Origin of the sequence: Saccharothrix sp. HUAS TT1 (assembly GCF_040744945.1) — a bacterium.
Classification (GTDB): Bacteria; Actinomycetota; Actinomycetes; order Mycobacteriales; family Pseudonocardiaceae; genus Actinosynnema.
The window spans coordinates 7,041,890-7,066,357 of sequence record NZ_CP160453.1; the positions used below are offsets into that span (position 1 = coordinate 7,041,890).

1 protein-coding gene is annotated in these 24,468 nt (G+C 74.5%); it reads right to left on the reverse strand.

Annotation, left to right across the window (positions count from 1 at the left end; all coding sequences use genetic code 11):
- Nucleotides 1–57 precede the first annotated feature (57 nt).
- Complete coding sequence (locus AB0F89_RS31205) at nucleotides 58–24,114, reverse strand: hypothetical protein (protein WP_367129238.1); 24,057 nt, start codon at nucleotides 24,112–24,114, stop codon at nucleotides 58–60.
- Between the last annotated feature and the right edge of the window lie 354 nt (nucleotides 24,115–24,468).

Below are 24,468 nucleotides of genomic sequence, written 5' to 3' on the forward strand. Positions count from 1 at the left end.
CCGGTCCCGGGGCGAGCCGCGGGCCCCGCCCCGCGTCGCCGGTCGGCGACGGGGGCATCAGGACCGCTCCGAGTCACCCAGCACGATGGAGTCCGCCGTCCGCTCCGGCGCCTCGCCCTCGCGCAGCACCCGGAACCGGCCCGACCGGGACAACTGGGTCTTCGCCAGGTACACCTCCACCGAGCCGGTGCGCCCCAACTCCTCGTTGACCCTCCGCATCTCGTCCGCCTGGCGCGCGTCGCAGCTCAACACCGTCAGCGTCCAGGAGGGATCGGTCATCGCCGCCAGCAGTCGCATGAACACGCGTTCGCCCACCACCGGTTCCGCGCCGGACTTCAGCGGCACGGGGAAGCCGCGGCTGTCGCTGCCCGGCACCACGAAGAACCGCCGCGACCCGGCCACCGGGCGCGGGAAGTCCCACGCCGCGCCGTTGGCGAACGCCTGGACCGCGATCTCGGCCGCGTCGCGCGGCAGGAACGCCGCGCCGATCGGCCCGCTGCTGTCGAGCAGCACCGAGAACCGCACGTCCTCCGGCGTGAGCACGGCGGGCCACGCGTCGGGCGATTCCGGGGATTCGACGGGCGCGGGCGCCTCGCGGTAGCGACCGCCGTCCCGGATGGACCGCACCCCGGTCCCCATGTCCTGCGTCACTTCCCGGTCGGTGACCCACAACGTCACCCGGCTCCGGTCGGATCGCTCGAACGCCCGGCGGAGGTAACGGGCCGCCTCCCTCCCGCCCGTGCCATCGAGGACGGCCATCAGCGACACCTTGTGCTCACCCGGCGGGTGGGGCACGGAGGTGTAGATCCGGTTGCCGGTCAGGACCCGGCCCGCGCTCGGGGGCAGCAGCGGCACCACGTCGCCCTCGTAGGAGGAGTCGCGGTCGACGCGCGTGCGCACCAGCATCCGGTCGCCGCGGTGGAGCGCGGTGAGGAACCACGGCGGCACGGTCCCGGCGAGCCAGCCGTAGGTCTCCTCGACGACCTCGACGACCTCCGTGCCCCCGGCGTGCCCCGCCTCGTCGGCGAGCGGTTCCTCGCCGACGTAGCCGGTCACCCCGGACTCCGCCTCGCTGCGCCGGGCGGCGGGCATGCCGACGGCGTGGGCCCGCTCAAGGGGGAAGAACTGGCCCTCGACGCGGCCGGTCACCGGGTGCACCAGCGGGAAGCTCATCACGTCGTCGGGCTCGGGCGCCAGGCGCCGGAACACCCGGACGGGGCCACCGCCCACGGTCCCGGAGCCGGGCGCACCGAACTCCACCGGGCCGTCGAACCACAGCACGTCGCGGAAGTAGCCGCCCCGCGCCATCCCCTCGGCGAACTCGTCCACCTCGACCGGCGCGTGGCCGAAAGCGGCGAACAGCAGCGGCAGGTCGGGGTCGGTGCCGGCCATCCGGCGGACGTCGCGCTCCCCGGCGAGGACGCCCGCGAGGCCGGATGCCGTCACGGGCACCGCCACGCCGTCCGAGCGGGAGGCGAGGTAGCCCTGCGCCGAGCGGGAGGCGAGCAGCAGCGGTGGCTGCCACCCCGGTGGCCACGCCCGCTGTTCCCGGGGGACGCCGGCGGCCTCCAGCAGCCGAGCCACTTCCCCGGGGGTGGAGTGCCACGCCCACGCCCGGGCGCGCTCGACGTCGTCCTCATCACCCGGCGCGCGTGCCACCACGGCTGCCGGCCGGCCGTCCGCCCTGGTCAGCCGGGTCAGCTCCAGGTCGCCGGCACGCAGTTGCGACACCTTCCGGAAGGAGTGCCGCCCATTCTCACCGACCAGCGCGTAGACCTCGTGGAAGTGGTTCTCCTCGCGCAGCGCCGAGGCGAAGTCGAACCCGACGCCACCGGCCCGGGCCCGCTTGCCCGCGTCCTCGCCGATCAGCACCACGGGGCGGTCCACGCCCTCTTTCAGCTCGGCGACGAAATCGTCGTCCTCCAGGTGCATCGCGCCGACCACCCGACCGCTGAGGTGCACGACGCCGCCGTCGACCAGGGCCGCGTCGACGCGCTGCTCGGTGGAGTCCAGGAGCACCAGGACGGGTGTTCCGGCGCCCCAGCGGGGGTCTCGCCACCGACCCTCCCGGATCTCGGTGGCGACGCGTTCCAACGCCCTGCCGAGGGGACGCGAGCCGCGCAGGCGGAACCCGCCACCGCGCTCGTGGAGCACGTCGTCGAGCGACGCGGCGGGACCCAGCAGGAAGCGGCCGGTCGGGGGCAGCACGACCGGGAGGAAGGGGTCGTCGACCAGTGGTCCGGCGTACTGCGCGGTGGGCCGGAAACCCTCGGACTCGTACAGCAGCCGCAGCAGTTCCCGGTTCAGGTCGCCGCCCGTCTCGTCCCCGGTGGTGACCAGCACCAGCGGCCTGCGCACCGGGCCGGCCAGCAGCGACTCGAAGGGCCTGAGCTCCCTCAGCAGCCGCAGCGCCTCGTCCGCCGTCAACCGGAGGACCCGGTCGTCGGAGAGGCGGACGACGTACCGCCCGCGCGCGCTCTCCAGGTACAGCGTGAACGGCCGGGCGCGATCGCCGGACGTGCTCGTCGCCCAGAGCACCTCGACGATCTTGACGGTCCGGTCCGCGCGGGCGACGCCCATCAGGTGCTCGGACCCCGGACCGACCTGCCGCACGGTCTCGCGCAGCGACGGGTACCGGCTGTCGTCGCCGAGGAGGGCCATCCCCCAGTTCCGGGTCGCGCCGCTGTCCAGGGTCTGCCACCGCACGTCCGAGGGCCGCAGCGCCGACACCTTGGCGAACCGGGCCGCGCCGAGGTCGACCACCTCGGGGTCCGACTTGACCAGCAGCGGTCCGGTGTTGATCTCGACCCGGCGGTAGGGGCCGTCACCGCGCAACGCCTCGGCGAACTGCTCGGCCGCCTTGACGTGCAGGCCGTGCGGGTCGAGCTGCTCGACCATCAGCACCACGGGGGTGCTCGGGTCGAGGTCGCGAGCCGCGGTGCCCCTGGTCCTCAGGTGGGTGACCAGCTCAACGGCCAGGGCGGCCGGGGGGACCCACCTGTCGCGGACGAAGAACCAGCCGTTGGTGAGGTGCGCGTACAGGTGCAGCGCGGACTCACCGGGCATCGCCCGGTCCACCCGGGTCCACCGCGCCGCGTCGGCCATGGCCCAGGCCGGCGCGGGGAACATCACGGGGGCGGGCCTGCCCAGCACCACCGCGTCCGCGGTCGGCACGGCGGGCTCGCCCGCGGCCAACTGCCGGAACCCGCCTGCGCCGGTCAGCTCGACCCGGTCCGGGAAGACCTCGACGCCGCCCCGGTGGCCGTACCCCCTCGCCCAGCGCCGCAGCGGCTTCGCGTCGGCCACCTCGCAGCTCAGCAGCGTCAGCGTCGACTCGGGGGGCGCCAGGCGGGTGGTGGCCAGCAGCAGCATGAAGGCGCGGTCGTCCAGCACGACCTCCCCGCCGGCCCGCAGGGGCACGTGGTACCCGGCGTCGTCGTGGTGCACGGCGACGTGGAACCGGCGGGAGCCGTCCTCCGGTGCGGCGAACCGCTTCCCCGCGCCGTTCGTGAACGCCCTCCGCGCGACGTCCGCCTCCTGCCCCGAGAGGAACCCGACGCCGACGCGTTCGCCATTGGCGTCCACCAGGTCGACGAACTCGACGTCCCGCGAGGTCAGCGCGGGCCGCTCGTTGTACGCGGCGATCTCGCGGTCCACCGCCCCCTTCGCTGCCCACCACGCCTGCTTCCCGGCGTCGGCGTCGGCCCGGGCCTTCCACACCGCGTTCGTTCCGGTGGCGATCCGCTCCCGCAGTCCGCGGACGCGCGCCTCGGCGGCCGCGCGTGCCTCGGCGCGCTTCTCCTCGTCCTCCGCGGCGCGGGCGCGGGCGGCGACCGCCACCGCCTCGGCGGCCTCCACCGCCGCCCCGGTCTCGCGCACGGCCCGCTCCGCGTCGGCGATGCCGCGCCGCGCGAAGGCCGCGGCACGACGCGCGAGCCCGAGCCCTCGGTCCGCGAAGGCGTGCGCGGCCTCGGCCTCGCGTCGCCGGGCGTCCGCGGCCGCGGCCAACGACCGGACCTCGACCCGCCGGCGAACCGCCGTCTCCCGGTGCAGCCCCAACTCCTCCAGCAGCACCTGCCGGATCAGCTCCGAGTCCGCGACGACCAGCGCGTGCTCGGTCTCCGCCACCTTGTGATCGGCATGGGCGGAGCGCCTGCGCGCGTCGGCGAGCCGCGGTGCCAGGTCGGAGATCTCGTCGTCGGCCGCCTCCAGCCCTCGGCGGGCGGCCAGCTCCGCCTCCGAGGCGTGCCGCTCGGTCTCCTCGTGGGACCGCGCGAACACCCGTTCCTCGGCCAGCCTGGAGGTGGCCAGGTCGTGGCGACGCACCGCCTCGGCCAGCGCGGCGGCCGCGGCGGCCTCCGCCGCGGCGAGGGTCGCCGAGTCCTCCGGCGGCGCCTCGTGCCGGGACACCTCCCGGATGGCCCGCTCCAGCTCCAGGTGCAGGTCCTGGACCTCGTGCCGGGCCTTGTCCACGGCGATCTCGGCCTTGCGCCAGTCCTGCCCCGCGGCGTGGACGGCGTCCTGCGCCGCGGCCAGCCCACCGTCGATCCGCTTGCCCAGCAACACCTCGACGCCCGCCTGGGGCACGCTCAGGTCCACGCCCCCGGGAACGGTGACGTCGCGGACCGCGACCCGGCCGCCGCCCAGGTCCACCACGACCCGGTACTCCACGTCGAACTCGACCACTCCCATGCGGCCGAACACGAACAGGTCCGGCTGCTTGGAAGCGCTCGAACCACCCGACGAGGCGCGGACGTCCTCGGCGACCTGGCGCAGGTCCAGGCCGTTGGTGATGAAGTTGACCGACTCCACCGGGTTCAGGGTGCCGTCGGGGTTCTCCTCGACGTGGTTGTGGCTGCCGAAGCCGAGGCCGACCGACGCCTCGCCCGCGTTCGCGCGCGTCACCGTGCCGGACGCCTCGACCGCCGCGTTGCCCATGTCGATGTCGAACCGGCTGTCGGTCAGGCTGCCGAGCCTGGGGGCGAGCAGCTTGGCGTGGACCTCCAGGCGCGCGTCGGCGGAGATCCCCGCGACCGACTCGTGCAGGCCCGGCACCTCCAGCGCCCGGCCGCCGACCACGGACGGCAGGACGGCTTCCAGCAGCGGGACGCTCAGCGTGGACAGGAGCGCGTTGAGCGGTCCGGTGCCCTTGCCCGTCATGTCGGGCAGGTCCGGTGACGACCACGGCAGCGCCCTGGCGGGCGCGCCCGCCGCGCGCAGCGCGTCGATCGCGGCCCGCCGGAGGTCCACCACGCCGCGCACCCCTTCGACCGACGACCGGGCGGGCAGGCCCGGCACACCGGAGGACCGCCACCGCAGGATGGCGTCGGGCTCGGCCTCGGCGGCCGGCCGGACGTCGATCCCGGAGTGGAACGGCGCCCGGTCGTCGGCGGTGCTCGTCACGGCGTCGGCCTGGGTGCGCAGCACGAGGTCGCGCGGCGGACCGCTGACCCGGCTGACGACGTCGTCGCCCTTCTCCACCACCAGCTCGAACCGCACGGGCAGCTCGTAGAGGGCCATCACGCCGCCCACCCCGCGCAGGCGGATGACCTCGTCGGACGTGGTGTCCGCGGTCACGTTCCGGGTGGCGCCGCCGATCCCCGCGGTGGGCATCACACCCACCAGGTCGGCCGGGCGGCCCTCCTCGGTGTCGAAGGCGTGGGCGACGGGCGCGCGCAGCAGCGCGTTCCAACTGCTGCCCCGGCCCTCGGCCTTGACGCGCCTGCGGATGTCGACGAGCGCGTGCTCGATGCTGACCCCGTCGTTGACCACGTCGACGAACCGCGGCTCTTCGTCGAGGTGGGCGTGCAGCGTCACCTGGTAGGTCTTCTTGCCCACGGCGCGCCCCGGCTGGTGCAGGAGCAGCGGCACACCGCCGTCCAGCGCGGTGTCGAGCAGGGCGAGCACGCTGTTCGGGGAGGAGAACTGCGTCAGGCGCTGGAGGTTGTTCATCAGGTCGTCCAGCACCGACTCGGGCAGCAGGCGGTGGCCCATGACCGTCCTCGTGCGCCGGTCGACCTCCTCGACCAGGTCCCACACCGCGCCGGACAGCTCCGGTTGCACACCGGGCTCGACCAGTCCCAGCGCCGGTGTGCCCGGGCTGCCCGGGTGCAGCATCCGGGGCGGTCGGAGGGCGTGGGCGCCGCTCGGCGCGGCCGGTCCGCCCTCCACGGCCTCCAGCAGGCCGAGCTGCACCGCCACCCGCTCCTCGACCCGGAGGAACACGCCGTCGGGCAGCTCGACGACCGCGCCCGCCCGGCCCAGCGCGCCGTCGTGCAGGGTGTTGCTGTTGCGGCTCTCCGCGACGAGGCGGTAGCGGGCCTCGAACGCCACCAGCGCGGAGCGCTTGTCGGGCGGCGTGATGCGGTTGCGGTCCACCAGGCCGACGACCAGGTTGGCGTCGATCCACATCCGCTGCCACGGCGCCCACTGGACGAGCGCGTTCGCGCCGCCGAGACCCCGCGGTTCGGTGCCGCTGGGTCGCGCGTTGGCGCCGGTGTTGACGATGAGGTCCACCGCGTGGCTCGTCGCGTCGAGGCCCACGCTGTAGGAGCCGCCGGTCAGCGAGTTCTCCGCCTCGGAGTCGTCGGACAGCGTCACCAGGCGGGGCGCCACCAGCTCGACGGAGACGCCCAGCGCGCCGACCCGGTCGGTGATCCGGCGGTCGTACCGCAGGCCGTTGTCCACCAGCGCCCTGGAGGTCAACCGGTCCAGGTTGGCCGCGATGTTCGTCGGGCTGAGCAGTCGGCGGACCTGGTGGTGGGACTCGGTGCCGCGCGCCGTCAGCGACGTGTCGCTGTCCGCCGCGTCGTCGATCAGCCGCAGCGCCTCGGCCAGCACCACCTCCGTGCGCGGCGTCGCCTCCACGTGCAGCCAGTGGGGCGCGGGCGGGCGCTCGGCCGCGCCCGTGAGCATCGAGGCGATCGTCGTGGACGGCAGCTCGGCGACCCGGTGCTCGGGCGGCGCGGCGGCCGGCTCGGTCGTCGTGGACCCGTGGCCCAGCCACACGTCGACCGGACCGCGGATCAGCTCCAGGACGAGCGGGGTTCCGGGGCTCGTCGGGTCCATCCGCTGATTCGGTTCGACCGTCCGGGCCAGGACCCTGGGCTCGGGGACCTGGAGGCGGTAGGAGCCGAGCGTCCAGCCGCGGAGCCAGCGGGCCGGGCGGCTGAACGTCGTGATCTCGACGTGGAACTCCACGTCGTGCCGGAACTTCTGCGCGGTGGGGCTGCCGATGTCCAGCGAACTGGTCTCCACCACCGGGCCGGCGCCGGTCCGCTTCGTCTTCGCCCGGTGGAACCTGATCGCGGCCTGGAGCACCGTGGTGACGCTGGCGAGGGACCGCCGGACCACGCCCACGCGCCCCTCGACCCCACCGGTCCACGTCTTCGTGGTGGTGGTCGCGCTGCCCAGCTTGGGACCGCCGGCGGCGTAGTGGCGCACGCGCCGCCCGCCCAGCCCGCCCTGGTGGTCACCGGGACCGAGCTTCGCCTTCACCACTATGTCGACGTAGTGGGTGCGGAACCGGTCGTGGCGGTGGAGCTGGACCGCCACACCCGGTCCCAGCAGCTCCGCCAGGTTCGTGCGCAGCGCGGACGCGGACAGCTTCGCGGTCAACGCGCGCACCCTGTTGAGCTGCTCGGCCGCCTTGGCGGGCGACAGTCCGCTCTTGTAGGGGTGCACACCCCGCTGGTTCCAGGCGGGGAGGAAGTCCTCGAACCCGGGCAGCGCGTTCAGCGCCGCCTCGACCTGCGGCTGCACCTCCGCGGCGACGGCGAACCCGCTGATCCTGGCGTTGCCGGGGGCCAGGCCGGCGGCGAGGTACGGCGGTTCGAAGCGGGTGCCCGCGTCGACGGGTTCCACGAGCGCCGCGTCGGTGTCGAGCGGCAGCGGCAGCCCCTGCGCGGCAGCCTCCGCGACGCCCGTCCGCAGGTACGCCGTGGCGGGCAGGACGATGTCCTCGCCGGTGGGGGTGCGCACCTCGACGCTCATGCCGACCCGGTGGAGGGCGACGCCGTCCTTGATCTCGACGCCCAGCCGGGTGGTGCTCGTGGTGCCCGCGTAGGACTCGTCCACCAAGCGCGCGGAGTACCCGCCGGTGAGGCCGGTGCCGCCGAACACCAGCAGGGGCAGGCCGAGGCCGCCGCCGGCGGACCCGCGCAGCGTGAACCCGGTGGTGATGGAGGCGTTCGCGACGTTGGCGTCGGCGTGCTGCTCGCGGTCGCGCAGCCGGTCCTTCTTCCGGTTCACCCCCACCAGCACGGCGTCGTGCAGCACCACCCGCGCGCGCACCGCGGCGGCGCGCGCGCCGTCCGATCCGGTCAGGTCGGGCGAGGTGACCCAACCGCTGATCATCGGCACCAGGTTGTTCGTGATGGTCGTGTGGCGCAGGAAGTCGCGCAGCTTGGTGCGCCCGTCGGCGCCCGACCTGGTGATCGACGGGTGCATCCTGCCCGCGACCAGCTCGAACGCCTTGTCCTCGTCGAAGCCGACCACGGCTTCCGCGAACGGGTGGTCCAACCTCCTGCCCCAGCCCCGGTCGAGGGGGCTCGCCGGGGCGGGGACCCCGCCCGGGGCGAAGTAGTCGTGCAGGTCGTCCGGCACCTGGAAGGTGACGTCCACGGCGCCGGTCGGACCGCTGCGCACCTCCTCGGTGCGGACGGCCCGGCCGTCGACGTCCAGCAGGGAGACGGTGTAGCGCACCGGCAGGACCAGGTGGGTCGAGTCCCCGGAGCGCAGGATGCCCTGGTGCGTGAGGCTCGTCGTGACGGTGGAGTAGGTGTGCGGGTGGGAGCGCGGCACGCGGGCGATCGCCATGCCGTAGGGACCGGTCCCCATGGTGACCAACGCGGCCGCCGTCAGGTCGTTCGCCCCGGTGCCGTCGACCACCGCCGTCGAGGTGACGGTGGCGCCGGTGCGCACATCGGTGACCGCCCGGTCGGCGGGCTCGACGAGGGCGGCCTCGTCGTCGACCCGCAGCGGGGTCGCCGTGACCCGCACCTCGAACCAGGAGCCGCCGACGGGCACCTGGAACGTGCGCCCGCCACCCATGAGGGACTCGAACTCGGTGCGCACAGCGCGCTCCAGGCGATCGAGGTGCTGCGGGTCGGGCTCCCCGGTGGCGGGCAGCAGCGCCCTGACCGCGGGCAGGACCAGTTCGCGGCCGCGGGCGTCGATCGGCCTGATCGTGCCGAGCGCGCGGCCCTCCCGGAAGTAGTCGGGCAGCGTCCGCCAGAACCGGGCCACCGACGTGGTGGGGCCCTCCGGCGCGGCGCCGTCGACCGGGACCGGCGGTTCGGCCGTCCCGGTGTCGGGTTCGCCGTCCCGGGCCGGCTGATCGGTCCCGCCGTCGCCGTCGTCCGGGTCCGCCGCGTCGAACAGCGCCAGCCAGGATCGCCCGGGCTCGTCGTGGTCGGTCGACGCCGCAGGACCCGCCTGGCTGGCGGGCGCCAGCCAGGACACGTCGGGGTCCTCCTCGACCACGGGGTCGAGCGCGACGGACACCGGGAAGCGCGGGGCGTGCGGGCTGGCGAAGCGCTCCTCGCGCTCCATCGGCCCGGTCTCGGCGGGCTGGTGGCCGCGCCGCAGCATGGCCTGCATGCGCTCGTGGATCCGGGTCAGGTGGTGGGGCTGGAGGTGCTGCGAGCCGCCGTCCATGAGACCGGCCACGGGAGCCCGGTGGCGGGGGAAGGCACGCGGGTCCTCGTCGGGGCCGGTCTGGTCGGGACGGGTCTCGTCGTCGAGCCCGAGCAGGTGCCCGGTCTCGTGGGCCGTGACGACCGGGGAGCTGTCGGCCCGCCACCTCAACTGGTCGGTGCGGGCGTGCGTGGGTGACACGCGGACGTGCGCGTCCCGCTCGTCGGTGAACTCGACGGTGACGTGGAACTGCCTGCCGTCCGGCAGGCCGTAGCCCTGGTTGAAGACCTCGTCGGCGCCCCGCGCGGCGCTGTCGGCGATGCGGGCGCGTTCCTCGGGCGTGAACTCCTCCGTCAGGAAGACCTTGACGGTGAAGTCGCGCACCTCGACGCCGTCGACCTCGAACTCCCGCACGTCGTAGGCGATCAGGGTCCGCACTCCCGAGAGCCGGGTCCCCTCGTACGCGACCGTGCTGGTGTCGAGCACGTGGAAGTGCTCCCCGCGCACCGTGCCGACCACCGGCGCGGACTCGCGGGCCTCGCGGACGCGCGCCGGGTCGACCGGGCTCGGCGGTGCGAACCAGGCGTCGCCCGGATCGGCCGGGCGGGCGGGCGCGACCGCGGGGACCTCCGTCAACTCCATCGCCCGCAGGCGCTCCGCCCGCGCGGGTGGCACCGCCCGTCGGAGGGTCCAGTCCACCAGCACGTCCACCCGGTCGGGCGCGCCCAAGTCGTCCCTCGACCGGACGTCGACGCCGAACTCCGCGAAGATTTCGGCTACCTGGTCCGCGGCCTCCCCGACCACCCGGACCGGCGCCCGCAGGTACCCCGACGCCTGGCGGGCGGCCTGCTGCCGCTCCAGCTCCGCCACGAACGCCCGGATCTCCGCCTGCCGCTCCTCCGGCAACGAACCCCGGGGGTTGAGGTCGTGGTACGCCCTCTCCAGCGTGAAGTCCGACGCCGCCCGGCGGTGGGCGCCGTTGTGGCGGTGCACCTCGGCGAGGAGGCCGAGGTCGAGCGCGATCCGACGCGCCAGGGACTCCGGCCCGCCGCCGCCCCCGCCGGTGGCGGCGTCGACCAGCAACCCGGTCAGGACCACCTGGCGGAAGTCGTGCAGCACGTCGTCGGCCGCGTAGGTCGGCACGACCGGTGAGGTCCGGGCCCCACCCGTGAGCGCCCTCACCATGCTGTCCGCCCGGGCCGCGGCGGAGGCGAGGGTCGGGCCCCGGCCACCCAGGGCGGCCCACATGTCCGGGAACCGCTCGGCCGCGTCGCGCAACGACCTCGACGACCACGGCCTCTGCCCCACCCTGACACCGTGCAGGAGCAGGTCCGAGAACGTTTCTCCGGCCGGCAGACCGCTCACCCGCCGGGCCGCCAGGATCGTGGCGGCGTTCCAGCGACTCGGCCACGACGCCTCGGCGTTCCCCATCCGGAACTCGAGGATCGCGTTGGCCCTGCTCAGCTCCCGCCACCTGGCCGGCACGCCGCGCAAGAGGTCCACGGCCCGATCGACCTCGTCAGGTGGGAAGCTCGGCAGCGCGAACACCGACAAGCCCTCGTGGAGCACCACCCTGTGCGCCATCATCTCGATGGGCAGGTACGTGTCGTTCGTGAAGTCCTCGGTGGCCAACCCGGCCGCCAGTCCGGTCCGGACGTCGTTGACCAGGTCCCAGAACTCCTCGTCGTCCACCGGCGGTCGGGCCAGGGGGTCGTCCTGGAACTGGTCGGGCGTGCCGGTGTCCACGATGTCCCGGGCCTGCTCGATCGCGGACCCCGCCACGCTCGCGGCGAGCACCGCGGCCGCGCCCTCCGGCGTCGCGCCCACCACCTCCAGCGACTCCGCGACCCGCTTCCGCGCGGCCTCCTGGAGGTGCACGGACATGTTCTTCAGTAACGCGACGGCGTTGTCGGTCAGGGCCTTCATCTCGGCGGGGTCGTCGGGGAAGGGTGGCAGCCATTCCGCCAGAACCCGTGGCACGTCGCCGTTGCCGTCACCGTCGCCGTCGTCGCCGTAGTCGTCGCGGTCCAGGACCATGCGGTCGACCACGCCCGCGGCGACGGCCTCGACGAGGCGTTCCCGCTTCCGCGGTGGGAACGTGCTGTCGATGCCGGACGAGACGATCGCGACCGCCTGCTCGTCGAGGGCGTCCCAGATCATCGTTCCGATCATCACAGCCAGGTCGTCGGCCACCTCCGGGAGGAGGGGGCTGTAGGAAGTCCGGAACGCCACGATGGCCCGTGCCCGCCGGTGCGCCGCCTCCCACTGGGGGTACGTCCGGTAGCGGCCTTCCTGATCGCGGCGGAAGTTCCTCAGCACCCCCGCGTTCGGGGGCCGCTCCCTGCCGGCGCGCAACGTCTGGCGGTCGGGGTACAGGTTGTTCACGACGTGCCACATCGGCACCATCGCGCTGCTGGGGTCGCCGACCTCCAGGATCACGTCGGCGGCGATGTCCACGAGGTAGCTCCACGCCTCGTGGCCCACCACGTCGGCCGAGCCGTCGGCGTCCTGGACCACCCGGATGGCCCGCCGGAAGAGGACGTCCTGCAAGGGCAGCGGCAGCGCGAACAGGTTCGCCAGTGCGGTCGCCGACCGCTCCGACAGGTCTTCGATCGTCCACCGGGTGATGTTCTCAACCGAGGAGTGAACCGGGTCCTGTTCCGATTCCCACGACGACCCCGGGCTGATCGGCCGGACTTCCTCGTCCTCCATCGGCTCGAACTCCGCGCCCGCGCCCCCGGCGCCCGGATCGCCCACACCCGGATCGCCCACGCCTGGATCACCCGCGACCGGATCATCCGCGACCGAGTCCCCGAAGCCCGAGTCCGACCTCGCGTCCGAGCCCTGGAGGTCCACGTCGGAGGCGGGCGCCCCGACCCCCGCGTCCTCCGGCAGGTCGACGTCCCCGGGCTCCGGCGGGAGTCCGGGCGGCGGTGCGGGTTGCAGCAGTTGATCGGTGGTGCGGTCGACCCACCACAGGTCGCGCGGTCCGACCAGGTCCCCGACCGGGAACCGGCGGTCCTGGGGGCGAACCGGCCCCAGCAGGGGTCTCCCCAGCACCGGCGACCGAGGGGGAACGCCCAGGCTCACGACGATCCGGTCCGCGATCGCGAGCCGATCCCGGCCCATCCCCGCGAAATTGGTGACGGCGTGCGCTTCGGCCTCGTAGACGAATTCGACGGTGAGGTTGAACTGCTCACCGCCCGGGAGTCGGTAGCCCCTGTTGAACACCTCGTCCACCACCTCGCGGACGTCTTCCGAGGACGCGTCGGAGGCGGTCACGTGCAGCTTGAGGAGGAAGTCGCGGACGCGGACGCCGTCGACCTCGAAGTCCCGGACGTCGTAGACGACGGGTATCCGCGGCCCGACCGGGTAGGGGCGCCCCAGCACGGAGACGCCCTGCCGGAACGCCTCGAAGCGCTCGCTGCGCACCGTGCCGAGCAACGGGGCGGACTCGCCGACCTCCCGGATGCGCTCCGGGTGCACCGCATTCGGGAGCGGGTCGAACCAGTCCGCGCCGGGGGCCGGGCTGTGCCGCCACGACGGGTCGTCCAGGATCGCCCGCCGCGCCGCCCTGGCCGCCAACCGCTCCACCGGCTCCCGCTCCAGGGACCTACCCGGCTCCACGGGCCGCGGGTTGGCCAGCGCGTAGCTCATCGGACGCGGCCGGAGGGCCCAGTCGACCAGCACCTCCACGTGCCCCGCGGTCCCGAACTCGTCCCTGACGTCCACGTCGAACACCTCGTGGTCGTGGAAGATCTCGGTCACCCGGGACGCGGCCATGCCCGTGATCCGCACGCGCGGCGGCTGGTAGCCCTGTCGCGAGCGCGCCTCCGACGCCCGGCTCACCTCCCGGGCCACCGACACCAAGGCCGCCTCTTCCCCCGGGTCCAGCGGCTCGTCCGACGCGTACTCGGCGCGGTGGAAGCTCTCGGCGACGAAGTGCTCCGGCTCCGGGGCGTCCGGGGACTCCAGGAGACGAGGACTGGCGGGGCCGGCGAGGCCCAGGTCGAACGCGATCAGGGTGGCCAGGAACTCCGGTCCGGTGCCCCTCCCGCCGAGCAGCGTGTGGACGACGGTCTCGGCCGCGACGACCTTGACGTACAAGTCGAACACCCGCTCGGCGAGGTGCTCGGGCACCGCCGGCGACACCCTGGTCCCGCCGATCACGGACAGCACGGTGCTGCGCCCCCGTCGCCGCGCCATGTCGGACAGCCGCCGCTCCACGGCCGTCAGGAGGCTGTGCGCGGGGTTGTCGGTCCGTTCCAGCGCCTCGATCGTCCACGGCGGCGCCCCCGAGCCGAAGCCGATGTCGAGCACCTCGCGGGGGAGCGGCGCGGCGTACTGCTCGATGTCGCGCAGCACGCGCGGGTCGTGCCGGCGCTTCAGCAACTCCGCCTGGATGGCATCGGACAACGAATTGACCCAGGTGCTGTTGTTGGCGAACCCGAGGAGGGACAGTCGGAACCTGGCGATCAACCCGGCTTGAGCCGCCGTCACCTGGCGCAGGTTGCCGTTCGACTGGGCGTCGAAGGTGCTCACCACGCGCCTCGCCCAAGTCAGGTTGTCCGCGCTCATGAGGTACGGGAAGGTCAAGCGGCCGAGCTGGAGCGCCAGCCGGTGGGCCCAGACCTCGAAGCCCCGTTCGATCGGAGCCTTGGTCGCCAGCCTGGCGGCGATGACCGCCTGCAAGCTCAGGGCCACGTCTTCCGACAGGTCCCGCTCGGGCACGCCGGACTCGACGATGAGCCACGCCCGGTGGAACGCGGCTTTCACCAGTTCCGCCGCCACCGCCCGCACGACGTCCTCGGACACCTCCCGGGGGGCCGGCTCCCCGCCCGCGGCGGTCTGCCCGGGGGGCGGCGCACCCCACTTGGAGGTGGAGGCCACGATGAATCGTGCGCGCCGCATCGCGGTCGCCCTCATCCGCTCGTTCGCGGCCTCCGGCATGGCGGTGGAGCCGGGTGTCGGCGCCCACGTCCCGGATCGCACGTCGAAGGGCAGCGGGTGGTCGAAGAACCCCTCGTCGTCGCCGAGGCGGGCGAAGAACTCCGGTTGGTCGTCGACGTGGAAGACGACCCCCGCCTGCTCGCCGGGGTGGGTGACGAAGATCCAGTTGAGCACCGCGGGGGCGATGCCCTCGATCAGGTGGGCGGCCAACCGCGAAGGCACCTTCTCGTGGGCCTCGCCCGAGGCCACCACGCGTGCCGCCCGCTCGATCGCGTCGCGCAGCAGCATGTGGGTGAGCATCTCGGCCGCGTCCGCCGCGCGGTCGGGGCCGAGGGAGCCGTAGGAGGTGCGGGACGCGACGACCGCCCGCGCCCGACGTGCCGTGGCGTCCTCGATGCGTACCGGCACATCCATCGAAGCGAGCTCCCGCCGGATGCGGTCCCCCTCCCGTGTGAAGAGGTCGAACGTCCACACCTCCCGGCCCGCGACCAGGTCCGGCGGCACGGCGGTCCGCAGGGCGGGCTCGACCCGCAGCAGCGCCGCCTCGGCCGTCCTCAGGTCGCCGTACCCGGCCAGTGCCGCGGCGGCGAGGTCCACCACGTCCGACCACACCCGGATGTCGGTCAGCGGACGGGCCCACTGCACCATCCGGGGCGCCCTCAGGTACACGGCCTCCTGGAGGGACCGCGAACCGCTGAACACCCACTCCCGCGCGAGCACCGCCTGCCGGCTCAGCAACTCGTGCGTCCACTCGGTGGAGGGGTCGGACAGCACGTCCTCCAGCAACCGCCACGCCTGCTCGCGCACCGCGTAGACCGGCGGCGGGGTGTCGTCCGCGGGCTCGTGCGGACGGACGAACCAGCGAGTGGCCTGCCGGGGCCCCGGCAGGAGGGGCCGGTCGCGCAGGTTGGTCAGCGCGTTCTCGCGGTTCTGCACCTGCCACAGGTGGCGCGGCCTGAGCGCGGAGCCCAGCACGGCTTGGAGCAGTCGACCCGCCGGGGTGCCCATGATCCCGCCGTCGCCGACCGCCTGCCCCTGGCCCGGCCGGCCCGTGAGGACGGGGCGGGCGAGGTCCCCCGGTGGGAGCCTGAGATCCTCCGGGGACGACGGCTGGGGGCGGCCCTGGTCGTGGTCGTCGTCGACGCCGAGGTAGTGGAGCAACTCGTGCGCCGCGGTGACCGGGTTGATGTGCTCCGGCCAGTGGTCCTGGGTGGCCCTCCGGACTCCCCCGACCCGGACGTCGGCGTGCGCTGCCAAGGGGTCGGAGACGAACTCGACGGTGACGTGGAACTGCTCGCCGCTGGGCAGCCGGTAGCCGCGGTTGAAGATCGCGTCGACCGCGTGGCGGACCCCCGTCCGGTACAGCGGCCCGACCCCGCCCGGCCGGTCGAGGCGCAGCTTGACGGTGTAGTCCCGCACGGGGACGCCGCCGACGGTGAACGCGCGCACGTCGTAGGCGATGAAGGTCTCCACGCCCCAGAGGAGGGGCCAGCCGCGGTCGACGCTGCTGGTGTCGAGCACCTGGTGGTGCTCGCCGCGCACCGTGCCGACGATCGGCGCCCGGCGCCGCGCCTGGCGGACGTCCGCGGAGCTGACGGCGTTCGGGAGGCGGTCGAACCAGTCCGCGGTGGTCGCCTCGCTGTGCCGCCACGAGGGGTCCTCCAGCACGGGGCGCCGCAGCGGCGGGAAGGCCGAGCGGTCCTCGCCGCCGCGCGCGGGGAGCCCGGCTTCCGCGGTCCAGTCCACGTGCACGTCCACGCCGTCGCGCGGACCGCCCTCGACCACTTCGACCCCGGTGGACCCGGCGTCGCGGAAGCGGTCGCGGACGCGGTCCGCCTCCGACCCCGAGATCCGGACCGGGGCCTCGGCGTAGCCGAGCAGCCGTCGACCGGCCTGCGAGCGCAGGATGCGCTCGATCGAGTTCTCCAGGTGGTCCAGGCCCGACCGGTCCGACTCCGGCGCACCCGACCGGCGGAACGACACCTCCAGGGTGAACCGCTCCTCCGCCTGCTCCGGGAGGGGCGCGGGCGGCAGCGCGGGCGGGGCGCCGGTGAGGCCGAGGTCGACCACGATCCGGTGGACGAGGAACTCCACGTCCCGGTTGTGGCCGCCGACGGCCCGGTTCACCACCAGCTCGGCCGTGGCGACGTCCACGACCTGCGCCAGCACGGCGTCGTCGACGTCGGTGCCCGCCGTCATGAACGCCACTGCGCCGCGCGCCTGCTGCCGCGCGTAGGAAGGGCTCCAGCCATTGGTCGCGGCCTCGTCGCCGTGCAGCCGGGTACCGGCGCCCGCGAAGCGGCGCGCGATCTCGGCGGCCCGCGCCAGCGACTCCTGGGTCCACGGTCGCATCTCGGCGCCGAGCCCCACGTCCAAGGCTCCCCGGGGTGCGGTGAACCGGGGTTCGTCGCGGGGCGGGCGCACGGCGGTCCTGATGCGGTCGCCCCAGCGGTGCGCCGTGCCGCTGCCGCGGAGCAGCGCCCTGTTCCGCACGCGACGGCGCTCGACCTCCCTGGTGAGCACGTCGGCCGCGACGACCGCGGTGAAGTCCGCCAGCACCGGTTCGGGGACGTCCGAGTTCACGGTGCGCAGTTCCGCCACGTCCAGGGCGAAGGCGTTCGCCGCTTCCACCTCGGACTTCCACGTCTCGGCGTGGGCGGCCAGCGTGGCGAGCGCCGCCGTGACGCTGTCCGCCAAGCCCCGCGCCACCCGGTCCGGCACACCGGCGCCCGCGCCCAGGTCGAGCACCACGCGGTGCGCCAGCGACTCGGCGCCCCGGTCGGGGGCCACGACCACCAGCACCGCGGCGACCGCGTCGGTCGCGGATCGCCGGAGGTCGGCCGGCAGGTCGACCTTGGCGGCCCCGGACACCAGGACGTTCCTCGCGGTCAGGCGCGCGGCCGCGACCAGTTCGGCCGCGACCACCGCGGCCACGTCCTCCAGGACCGCCGCCGGCACGTCCTGGTAGGCGGTGGCGGACCCGAGGAAGTCCCACGCCCGCCGCGTCGCCGTGTTCCGCGTCCTGGTGTCCACGTCGTCCAAGGCGCTCCCCACCGCGGCGACCGCGTCCGCCAGCTCCTCGGGCGTCCAGGGCGGCGCTCCGCTGCCGCTGCCGAGGGGGAACTCCACCCGGTGCACCAGCGACCGCCAGTCGCCGCGGCCGAGACCGGACCGGTCGAGGGTGATCCGCTCGACCAGGTCGCCCACGACGGCCACCACCAGGCGTTCCATCATCGCCGGCGCGGCGTCGACGTGCCCGGACCCGTTCTCCAGCAGCTCCTCCGCCCGGCGGACCGCGTCCCGGGCCAGCGACCCGGCGACCACCGCGGTGGCGTCCTGGGCGACGTCCGGGGCCAGCCGGCCGTAGGAACCGCGGAACCCGACGACCGCACCCGCCCGCCGGAGCGCGGCCTCCCTCGTCCGCCAACCGAAGTCCTCCGCCTCCCGCCGGGCCTCGTCGGCGCGGCGGCGCAACTCCGGCTCGGTCCACGGCTGCGCGTCGGACGCGGCGACGGCGCCGGCCAGGTCGTCCCGGGCCGACCGCACCAGCGACCACGTCGCGGTGACGCCGGCTCGCGTGTCCAACTCGTCGGCGGCGATGTCGACCAGGTCGGCGCGCAGTCCCGCGAGCCCTTCCTTCCCGACGACCTCGGTGACCAGCGCTTGGGCCCGCAGGTACAGGACTTCCTGCGTGCGCCGGGAGGTGTCGAACAGCCGCGACCGCGCTTCGGCGGCCCGCTCCCGCAGGAGCGCCGGCGTCCACGGCGGGGTCTCCGGTTCGTCGGTGGCCCCCCACGCGTCCACGCTTCCCCACGCGTCCGCGAATCCCTGCTCGCCGGCGGCCCTCGCCTGGTAGGCGGCCCCGGCGTGCCCCGGCGCGTAGGTCGACTCCGGCGCGTCGGTCGTCTCCGCCTGGTAGGCGGCCTGGGTGGTCCTCGCGCCGACGTCCCCGGCGGGGTACAACCCGGCGCTCTTCAGGACCCAGCTCGGGTCGTGCTCCCCCAGCAGCCGGAGGGCCGCCTCGGATGTCGGGGCCGGGCTCTCCAGCGCCCTCCTGACGTTCTCGACCAGCACCAGGTGACGCGGCCTGACCGGCGCGTGCCCGGCGCCCTTCCGGGGGGACATGATGCTGCCGTCGCGAACGACCCGTCCCCGGCCCGGGTGCTCCATGAAGATGGTCCTGGGCCCGGCCTGCGCGCGGGGGTCCCGCTGGTGCTCACCCCTGTCGCGGTACTCGTCCCTCGCGCCGAGGAAGTGGAAGAACTCGTGGGCCGCCTGCCCGGGCGTGATCGTGACGGGCCAATTGTGCTGGAAGGTGCGCGTCCCGGGAGCCCCGACGAGGATGTGGCCGTGCGCGTTCTCGCGCCGGGCGGTGAACTGGACGCGGGCGTGGAACTGGCTCCCGTCGGGGAGGCGGTAACCGCGGTTGAACGCCTCGTCGACGCCCTGGCGGACGCGCTGCTTCAGCGCCGCCAGCTCGGCCTCCGAGGCGTTGGTCGTGGCGCCGCCCCACGGGTCGACCGGGTCCAGGAACAGCCGCACGGTGAACTCGCGCACCGGCACGCCGTCCACCACGAAGTCGCGGACGTCGTAGGCGACGGTCGTGGTGACGGGCGTCAGGCGGGCCCGCCCGCGGGAGACCTCGCCGCTGTTCATCACGCTGAAGTCCAAGCCGCGCACGGTGCCCGTGACGACCTTGGGGCGCGCGGCGCGGATGCGTTCCGCGGAGACCGGGTCCCTCGGCGCGAACCAGGGCGCGCTGGGGTCGGTCCGGTGGCGCCAGCTCGGGTCGTCGAGGATCGGGTGCTCGAACCGGGGAAGGGGCGCGTCCTCCTCGCCCTCCGCCGGGGAGGCGGGCTCCCGCAGCTCCGGTTCGAGGGCCGCGCCTCCGAGTTCCAGCACGGGCGCGACGCCCTGGAGTTCCCTCGGCGTCCTGCGCCTGAGGGTCCAGTCGACGAACACGGCGGTGCCGTCGACGGGACCGCCGCCCTTCACCTCGGCGGTCACGAGCGGCACGCTGCGCAGCACTTCCGCGGCGTCCTCGGCCCGCACCCCGGAGACCACCACCGCCGGTGGCAGGTAGCCCAGCGCTTCGCGGGCGAAGGCCGCGTCGGCGATGTCCCCGGCCATCACCAGCAGGTCGTACCGCTGCCACTCGGTCAGCCCGGCGACGTCGGGCGCCACGTCGAAGAACCACTCGGGGGCCGGGTTCGACGCCTCGCGGTCCGGCTGGGACATCGCGAAGGGCGACGCGGCGAACCCGAGGTCCCGGGCGATCTCGTAGGCGAGCGCCACCGCGCCCCGGTAGTAGCCCTCGACCCCCGAGTGCGACGCCAGGTCGATCGCGATCGCGCTGGTGAGGTCCACCAGCAGGTCCTCGTCGGAGGTCGGGTCGACCTCGGTGGTGAACGCGACGATGCCGCGAGCCCGCCGCAGGGCGGTCGCCCGCACCCGGTGGTCGGCGTTCTCCAGCACCTCCAGCGACGCGGCGACCTTCGCGCGCAGCCTCGCGGGCGTCCAGGCCGGCGCCACCGGCCCCCTCGCGGGACCGAGGTCGGCGTCCACGGGGTCCGAGGCGTCGAGTTCGAGGACCTGGGCGCCGCCGTGCTCCCCGATCCGCGCGGTGCCCAGGTCGCGGGCGATGCCGCGAGCCAGGTCCACCACCGCGGTGAAGTCCTGGTACTGCTCCAGGGCCTTCGCGACGACGTTGACGAGCGCGGGGCGGGTGTCGGGCGGGAGCAGTGCGGGGTCGTGGGTCTGCTCGACGACCCACCGGGCCCTCGGGTACACCAGGGCGTGGGTCCAGTCGGGCCGGCCGCGCATCCACTGCCCGGCCGCCGAGCCCTCGGCCTTGACGGTGTCCTCGGTCCACGGGACGCCCTGCGGCGCCGCGTCGTCCAGCGGCCCGTGCCAATCGTCCGGGTGCGGCAGGCTCTCGAATGCCTGGTTGTGCTGCGGCGTGCCGTCCAGGAGGTCTTGGGCGATCCAGTCGAGGTTGTCGGAGTCGTAAGTGTGCCGGTGGACCCCCGGTGCGTCGCTGCGCCGCAGGGTGACCGTGACCGAGGGCTCGCCCGGGGTGCCGCCGAGTTCCACCTCCACGGTGAGCGACTGGCCGGACCTCGGACGGGTGATCACTGACCGGACACCGGTCCCCAGCGGCGTGACCGCCACCTCGGCGTCGCCCAGGTCCTCGGGGTAGGCCGCGCGCAGTCGGTCCCGGTCGGCGAAGAAGTCGCCCAGCAGGTCCCGCGCGTCCACCACCGACAGCGCCGAGCCGGTCTCGCGGACCGCGCGGTCGGTGCCACCCCGAGCCGGTTCGGCGACGTCGACTCGCGGCGCGACGCCCGGGCTCGCGCCCTGGCGGCGCGCGTCCCGCTGCACCCGGACCTCGACGGCGTCGCCCGGCTCGCCGCCGGTCAGCCGGAGGTCGACACCGCCCCGCTCGCCGAGGACGGCGGTGAACGCGTCGCGCACCGCTGCGGCGCTCGCCGCGGGTCCGGAGATCTCGACCACCGGGGCGGGGAGGGGCCGTCCGGCCTTCTCCCGGGCGGCCAGCAGGTCGAGCGCGGACGCCCGCACCAGCGCCCGCCCGCCTGCCGTGAGGTCGGGGGCGCCCGGCACGTGGGGGAACCACAGGTCCGCGACGGCGAGCGACGGCGGCGTCCCGGGCGCGATGCCGAGGTCTTCGGCGAGGCCGTAGGCCAGGGCGGTGCTGTGCCGAGGGCTGTGGTGCTTCAGCAGATCGGCTGCGACGATCGCGGTCAGCCCTTCCAGCGTCTCGGGGTCGTTCGGGGCCGCAGCGACGGCGACGATCCCCTGTGCTCGGCGGAACGCCTCGTCCTGGACGGACTCGGGCCGCCCGGCCAGGTCCCGGTGGGCCGCCGACGCCCGCGCGGTCAGTTGCTCGGACGTCCACTCGGCGGCGGGGCCGGCGGCGAGCGGCCCCGTCTTCCTCAGGATGGCGCCCACCCGGCCCCCGGTGGCTCCCGGCGCGGGCAGCTCGACGACCTCGTGGCCACCGAGCGGCGACGGCGACGCGACGCCCAGGTCCGACGCGATCCGGTGGGCCAGCTCCGCGGTCTCGCGGAAGCGGAGCCCGTCCACCAGTGCTGCGGCGACGACGAAGGTGAGGTCCAGGTGCGCGGTCGGGTCGGGCGCCGCGGCGGGGTCGGCGACCAGCGACGTGATCCAGTCGGCCCGCCGCACGGCCGACCGCTGCCTCGCCGGGTCCCGCTGCTCGGCCAGCACCGCGCGCGCCCGGACGGCTTCGGCTCGCAGCAGCGCCCCGGTCCAGGGGGCCCGGTCCCCGGCGGACGGCCGCACCGGGGCCTCCGCGACCACCAGCGGACCGGTGACCGCCGTGCGGTCCGACCGCGAGAAGATCCCGTTCAGGGCGCGGAGGAACCTGGCGGGCCTCTTCCACCGGCCTCCGGCAGGGGCGGATGCCCCCTGCCCGCCGGTCACGTCCGGCGCCGCGTCGACCGGCGGGTTGGCGGCGGCCAACGCGTTCAGGTGGTGCGCGAACAGCCAGAGGTGGCGCGGCAGCAGCCGTCCGCTGCCGTCGAGCATGCCGATGCCCATGATGCCGTCGTCGTCGACGACCTGTCCCCGGCCGGCCTCGACCTGGAAGAGCGGTTCGTCGTCGATCGTCTCGACGTACTCGTCCACGAGGCCCAACTGGTGCCCGTGCTCGTGGCCCAACGTCATCTCGGACGCGTTCAACGGCCACGCCAAGTGGCGCGCGCGGGCGTCGTCGTCCATCACCGAGATCACCGAGTGCGCGTCGGCCGGGTCGTCGGTGAACTCCACCGTGACGTGGAACTGCTCCCCGCCGGGCAGGCGGTACCCCTGGTTGAAGATCTTGTCCACGCCGCCGAGGAAGCGGTCCTTCAGCTCGTCGAGCTGCTCTTCCGTCGCCGCGACGTCGGTCGTGTCCAGGAAGTACCTGGTGGTGATGTCGAGCACCCGGCGACCGTCGAGGTCGAGGGCGCGCACGTCGTAGGCGATCGGGTCGCGGACCAGGTCGAGCCGCGGCTTGCCCACGATGCTGATGTCGGACTTGGAGGTCGGCTTCACGCCCTCGCCGCGCACCCACGCCGTGACCGGGGTCCCGACCCGTGCCGAGGCGACGCGGTGCGACGACACGGGGTCGCGGGGGTCGAACCACTCCGCCGCCCAGCGCCTGCTGTGCCGCCACCTCTCGTCGTCCAGGACCGACTTCACTACCGCGGGCGCGGCGACTTCCTGGTCGGACTGCTCGGTTTCCGGGTCACCGACCACGTCGGTGACCGGCGGCGCGTCGAGCGGGGTGACGCGCGGGGCGTCGAGCGGGGCGGTACCGCCCGGTCGCACCAGGTCCCACTGCACGAACACGGCGGCGCCGTCGCGGCTCTCGTCCAGCTCGACGGCGATGTCGACGTCGACGACGTGCTTGCGCAACAGCTCCTGGACGTCCGGGACGGTGGAGGGGTGGCCGGAGATCCGGACCACCGGCGGCAGGTAGCCCAGTTCGGCGCGGGTGCCCGCGGCCTCGGCCAGTTCCTCCCCGAGCTTCTCCACGCGGCCGGACTGCGCCTCGTCCAGCGCCTTCGAGCCCGGTCCGGAGGTGAACGCCAACTCCGGCGGAAGGGCGCGGTTCCCCGCCTCGGCGGGATCCTCCAGCGGTGCGGCGGTAGCGGTGATGCCCAGGTCGCCGACGATCTGCACGGCGAGCTTCGCGCTGCGCCTGTAGTAGTGCTCCTCCTTGTAGTCGTCGGCGACGACCACAAGGAGGTCGTCGAGCACGTCGCGGTCGATCGGCGCACCGGCGCTGACGACCGACGTCACGATCCCCTCCGCGCGCCGCAGCACGAGGTCCTGCGTGAACCGGGTCTGCTCGTCCAGCCAGGCGGCGCGCGCCAGGTCTGCCCGCAGCCGCAGCGATTCCACCGTCCAGGGCGAGTCCTGCGACGGCCCCTTGCGCGCACGCAGGTCGCGGATGGCCCGGTTCGGCCCGGTGGTGGGACCGGCGATCGGCGGCAGGGCGGTTCCCAGGCCCGCGGCCACCTCCAGGGAGGCTTGCCTGGCGCCTTCGGTGTCCGCCCTCTGCAGCACGCTCGCCACGACCCTGACGACGTCTTCGAACGCGTCCGGGTCGGTCAGCCCCGACATGTCGTGGGTCTGGACCACGATCACGCCCGCTTCGGCGAACAGCGACTTCCGGTCGGCGGCCGGGAGGTCGAGGCCGTCGAGGTAGGCCATCGCCCGGTGGCCGGCGGTCCGCACCACCTCCGGCGTCCACTGCGCCGAACTGTCGCGGGGGTCGTCCCGCTGCGGAACCTGCTGAGCGCCCTGCCCCATCGCGGACATCGCCGGTTCCGGCACCGCGAGCGCTTCCGCGTCCTGGTGGGTCACCGGCCCCGGCAACGGGCCGCCGTCCACGACCGCTTGAGTCTGCTCGACCACGTCCTCGTGGGTCGGGACCGGAGTCTCCGGCGAGGAGGGGTCCTCCACCACGGGCAGGTCGGTCATCAGGGGTTCGGGTGCCACCAGCTCGATCCCGGCGCCCGAAGCGGGGCGACCCGCGTCCACCGGGTCGACCGGCAAGGCACCCGTCTGCTCCCGGGTCGGCCCGGCCTGAGTCGGCCCGGTCTGAGTCGGCGCAGCCTGAGTCGGCCCGGCCTGGGTCGCCCCGGCCTGAGCCGGTCCAGTCTGAGTCGGCGCGGTCTGAGTCGGCCCGGCCTGAGCCGGCGGCTGGGGTGTTTGCGTCTGCGGCGTCGGTGTCACCGAGGGCTGTGGCGCCGGGGACTGGACGACCTCAGGCCCTCTCGCCTCCGGTGCCGTCGACATGTCGTCGACCGGACGCGGGTCGAGGGAGGACCACCACGTTGTTTCCAGATCCGG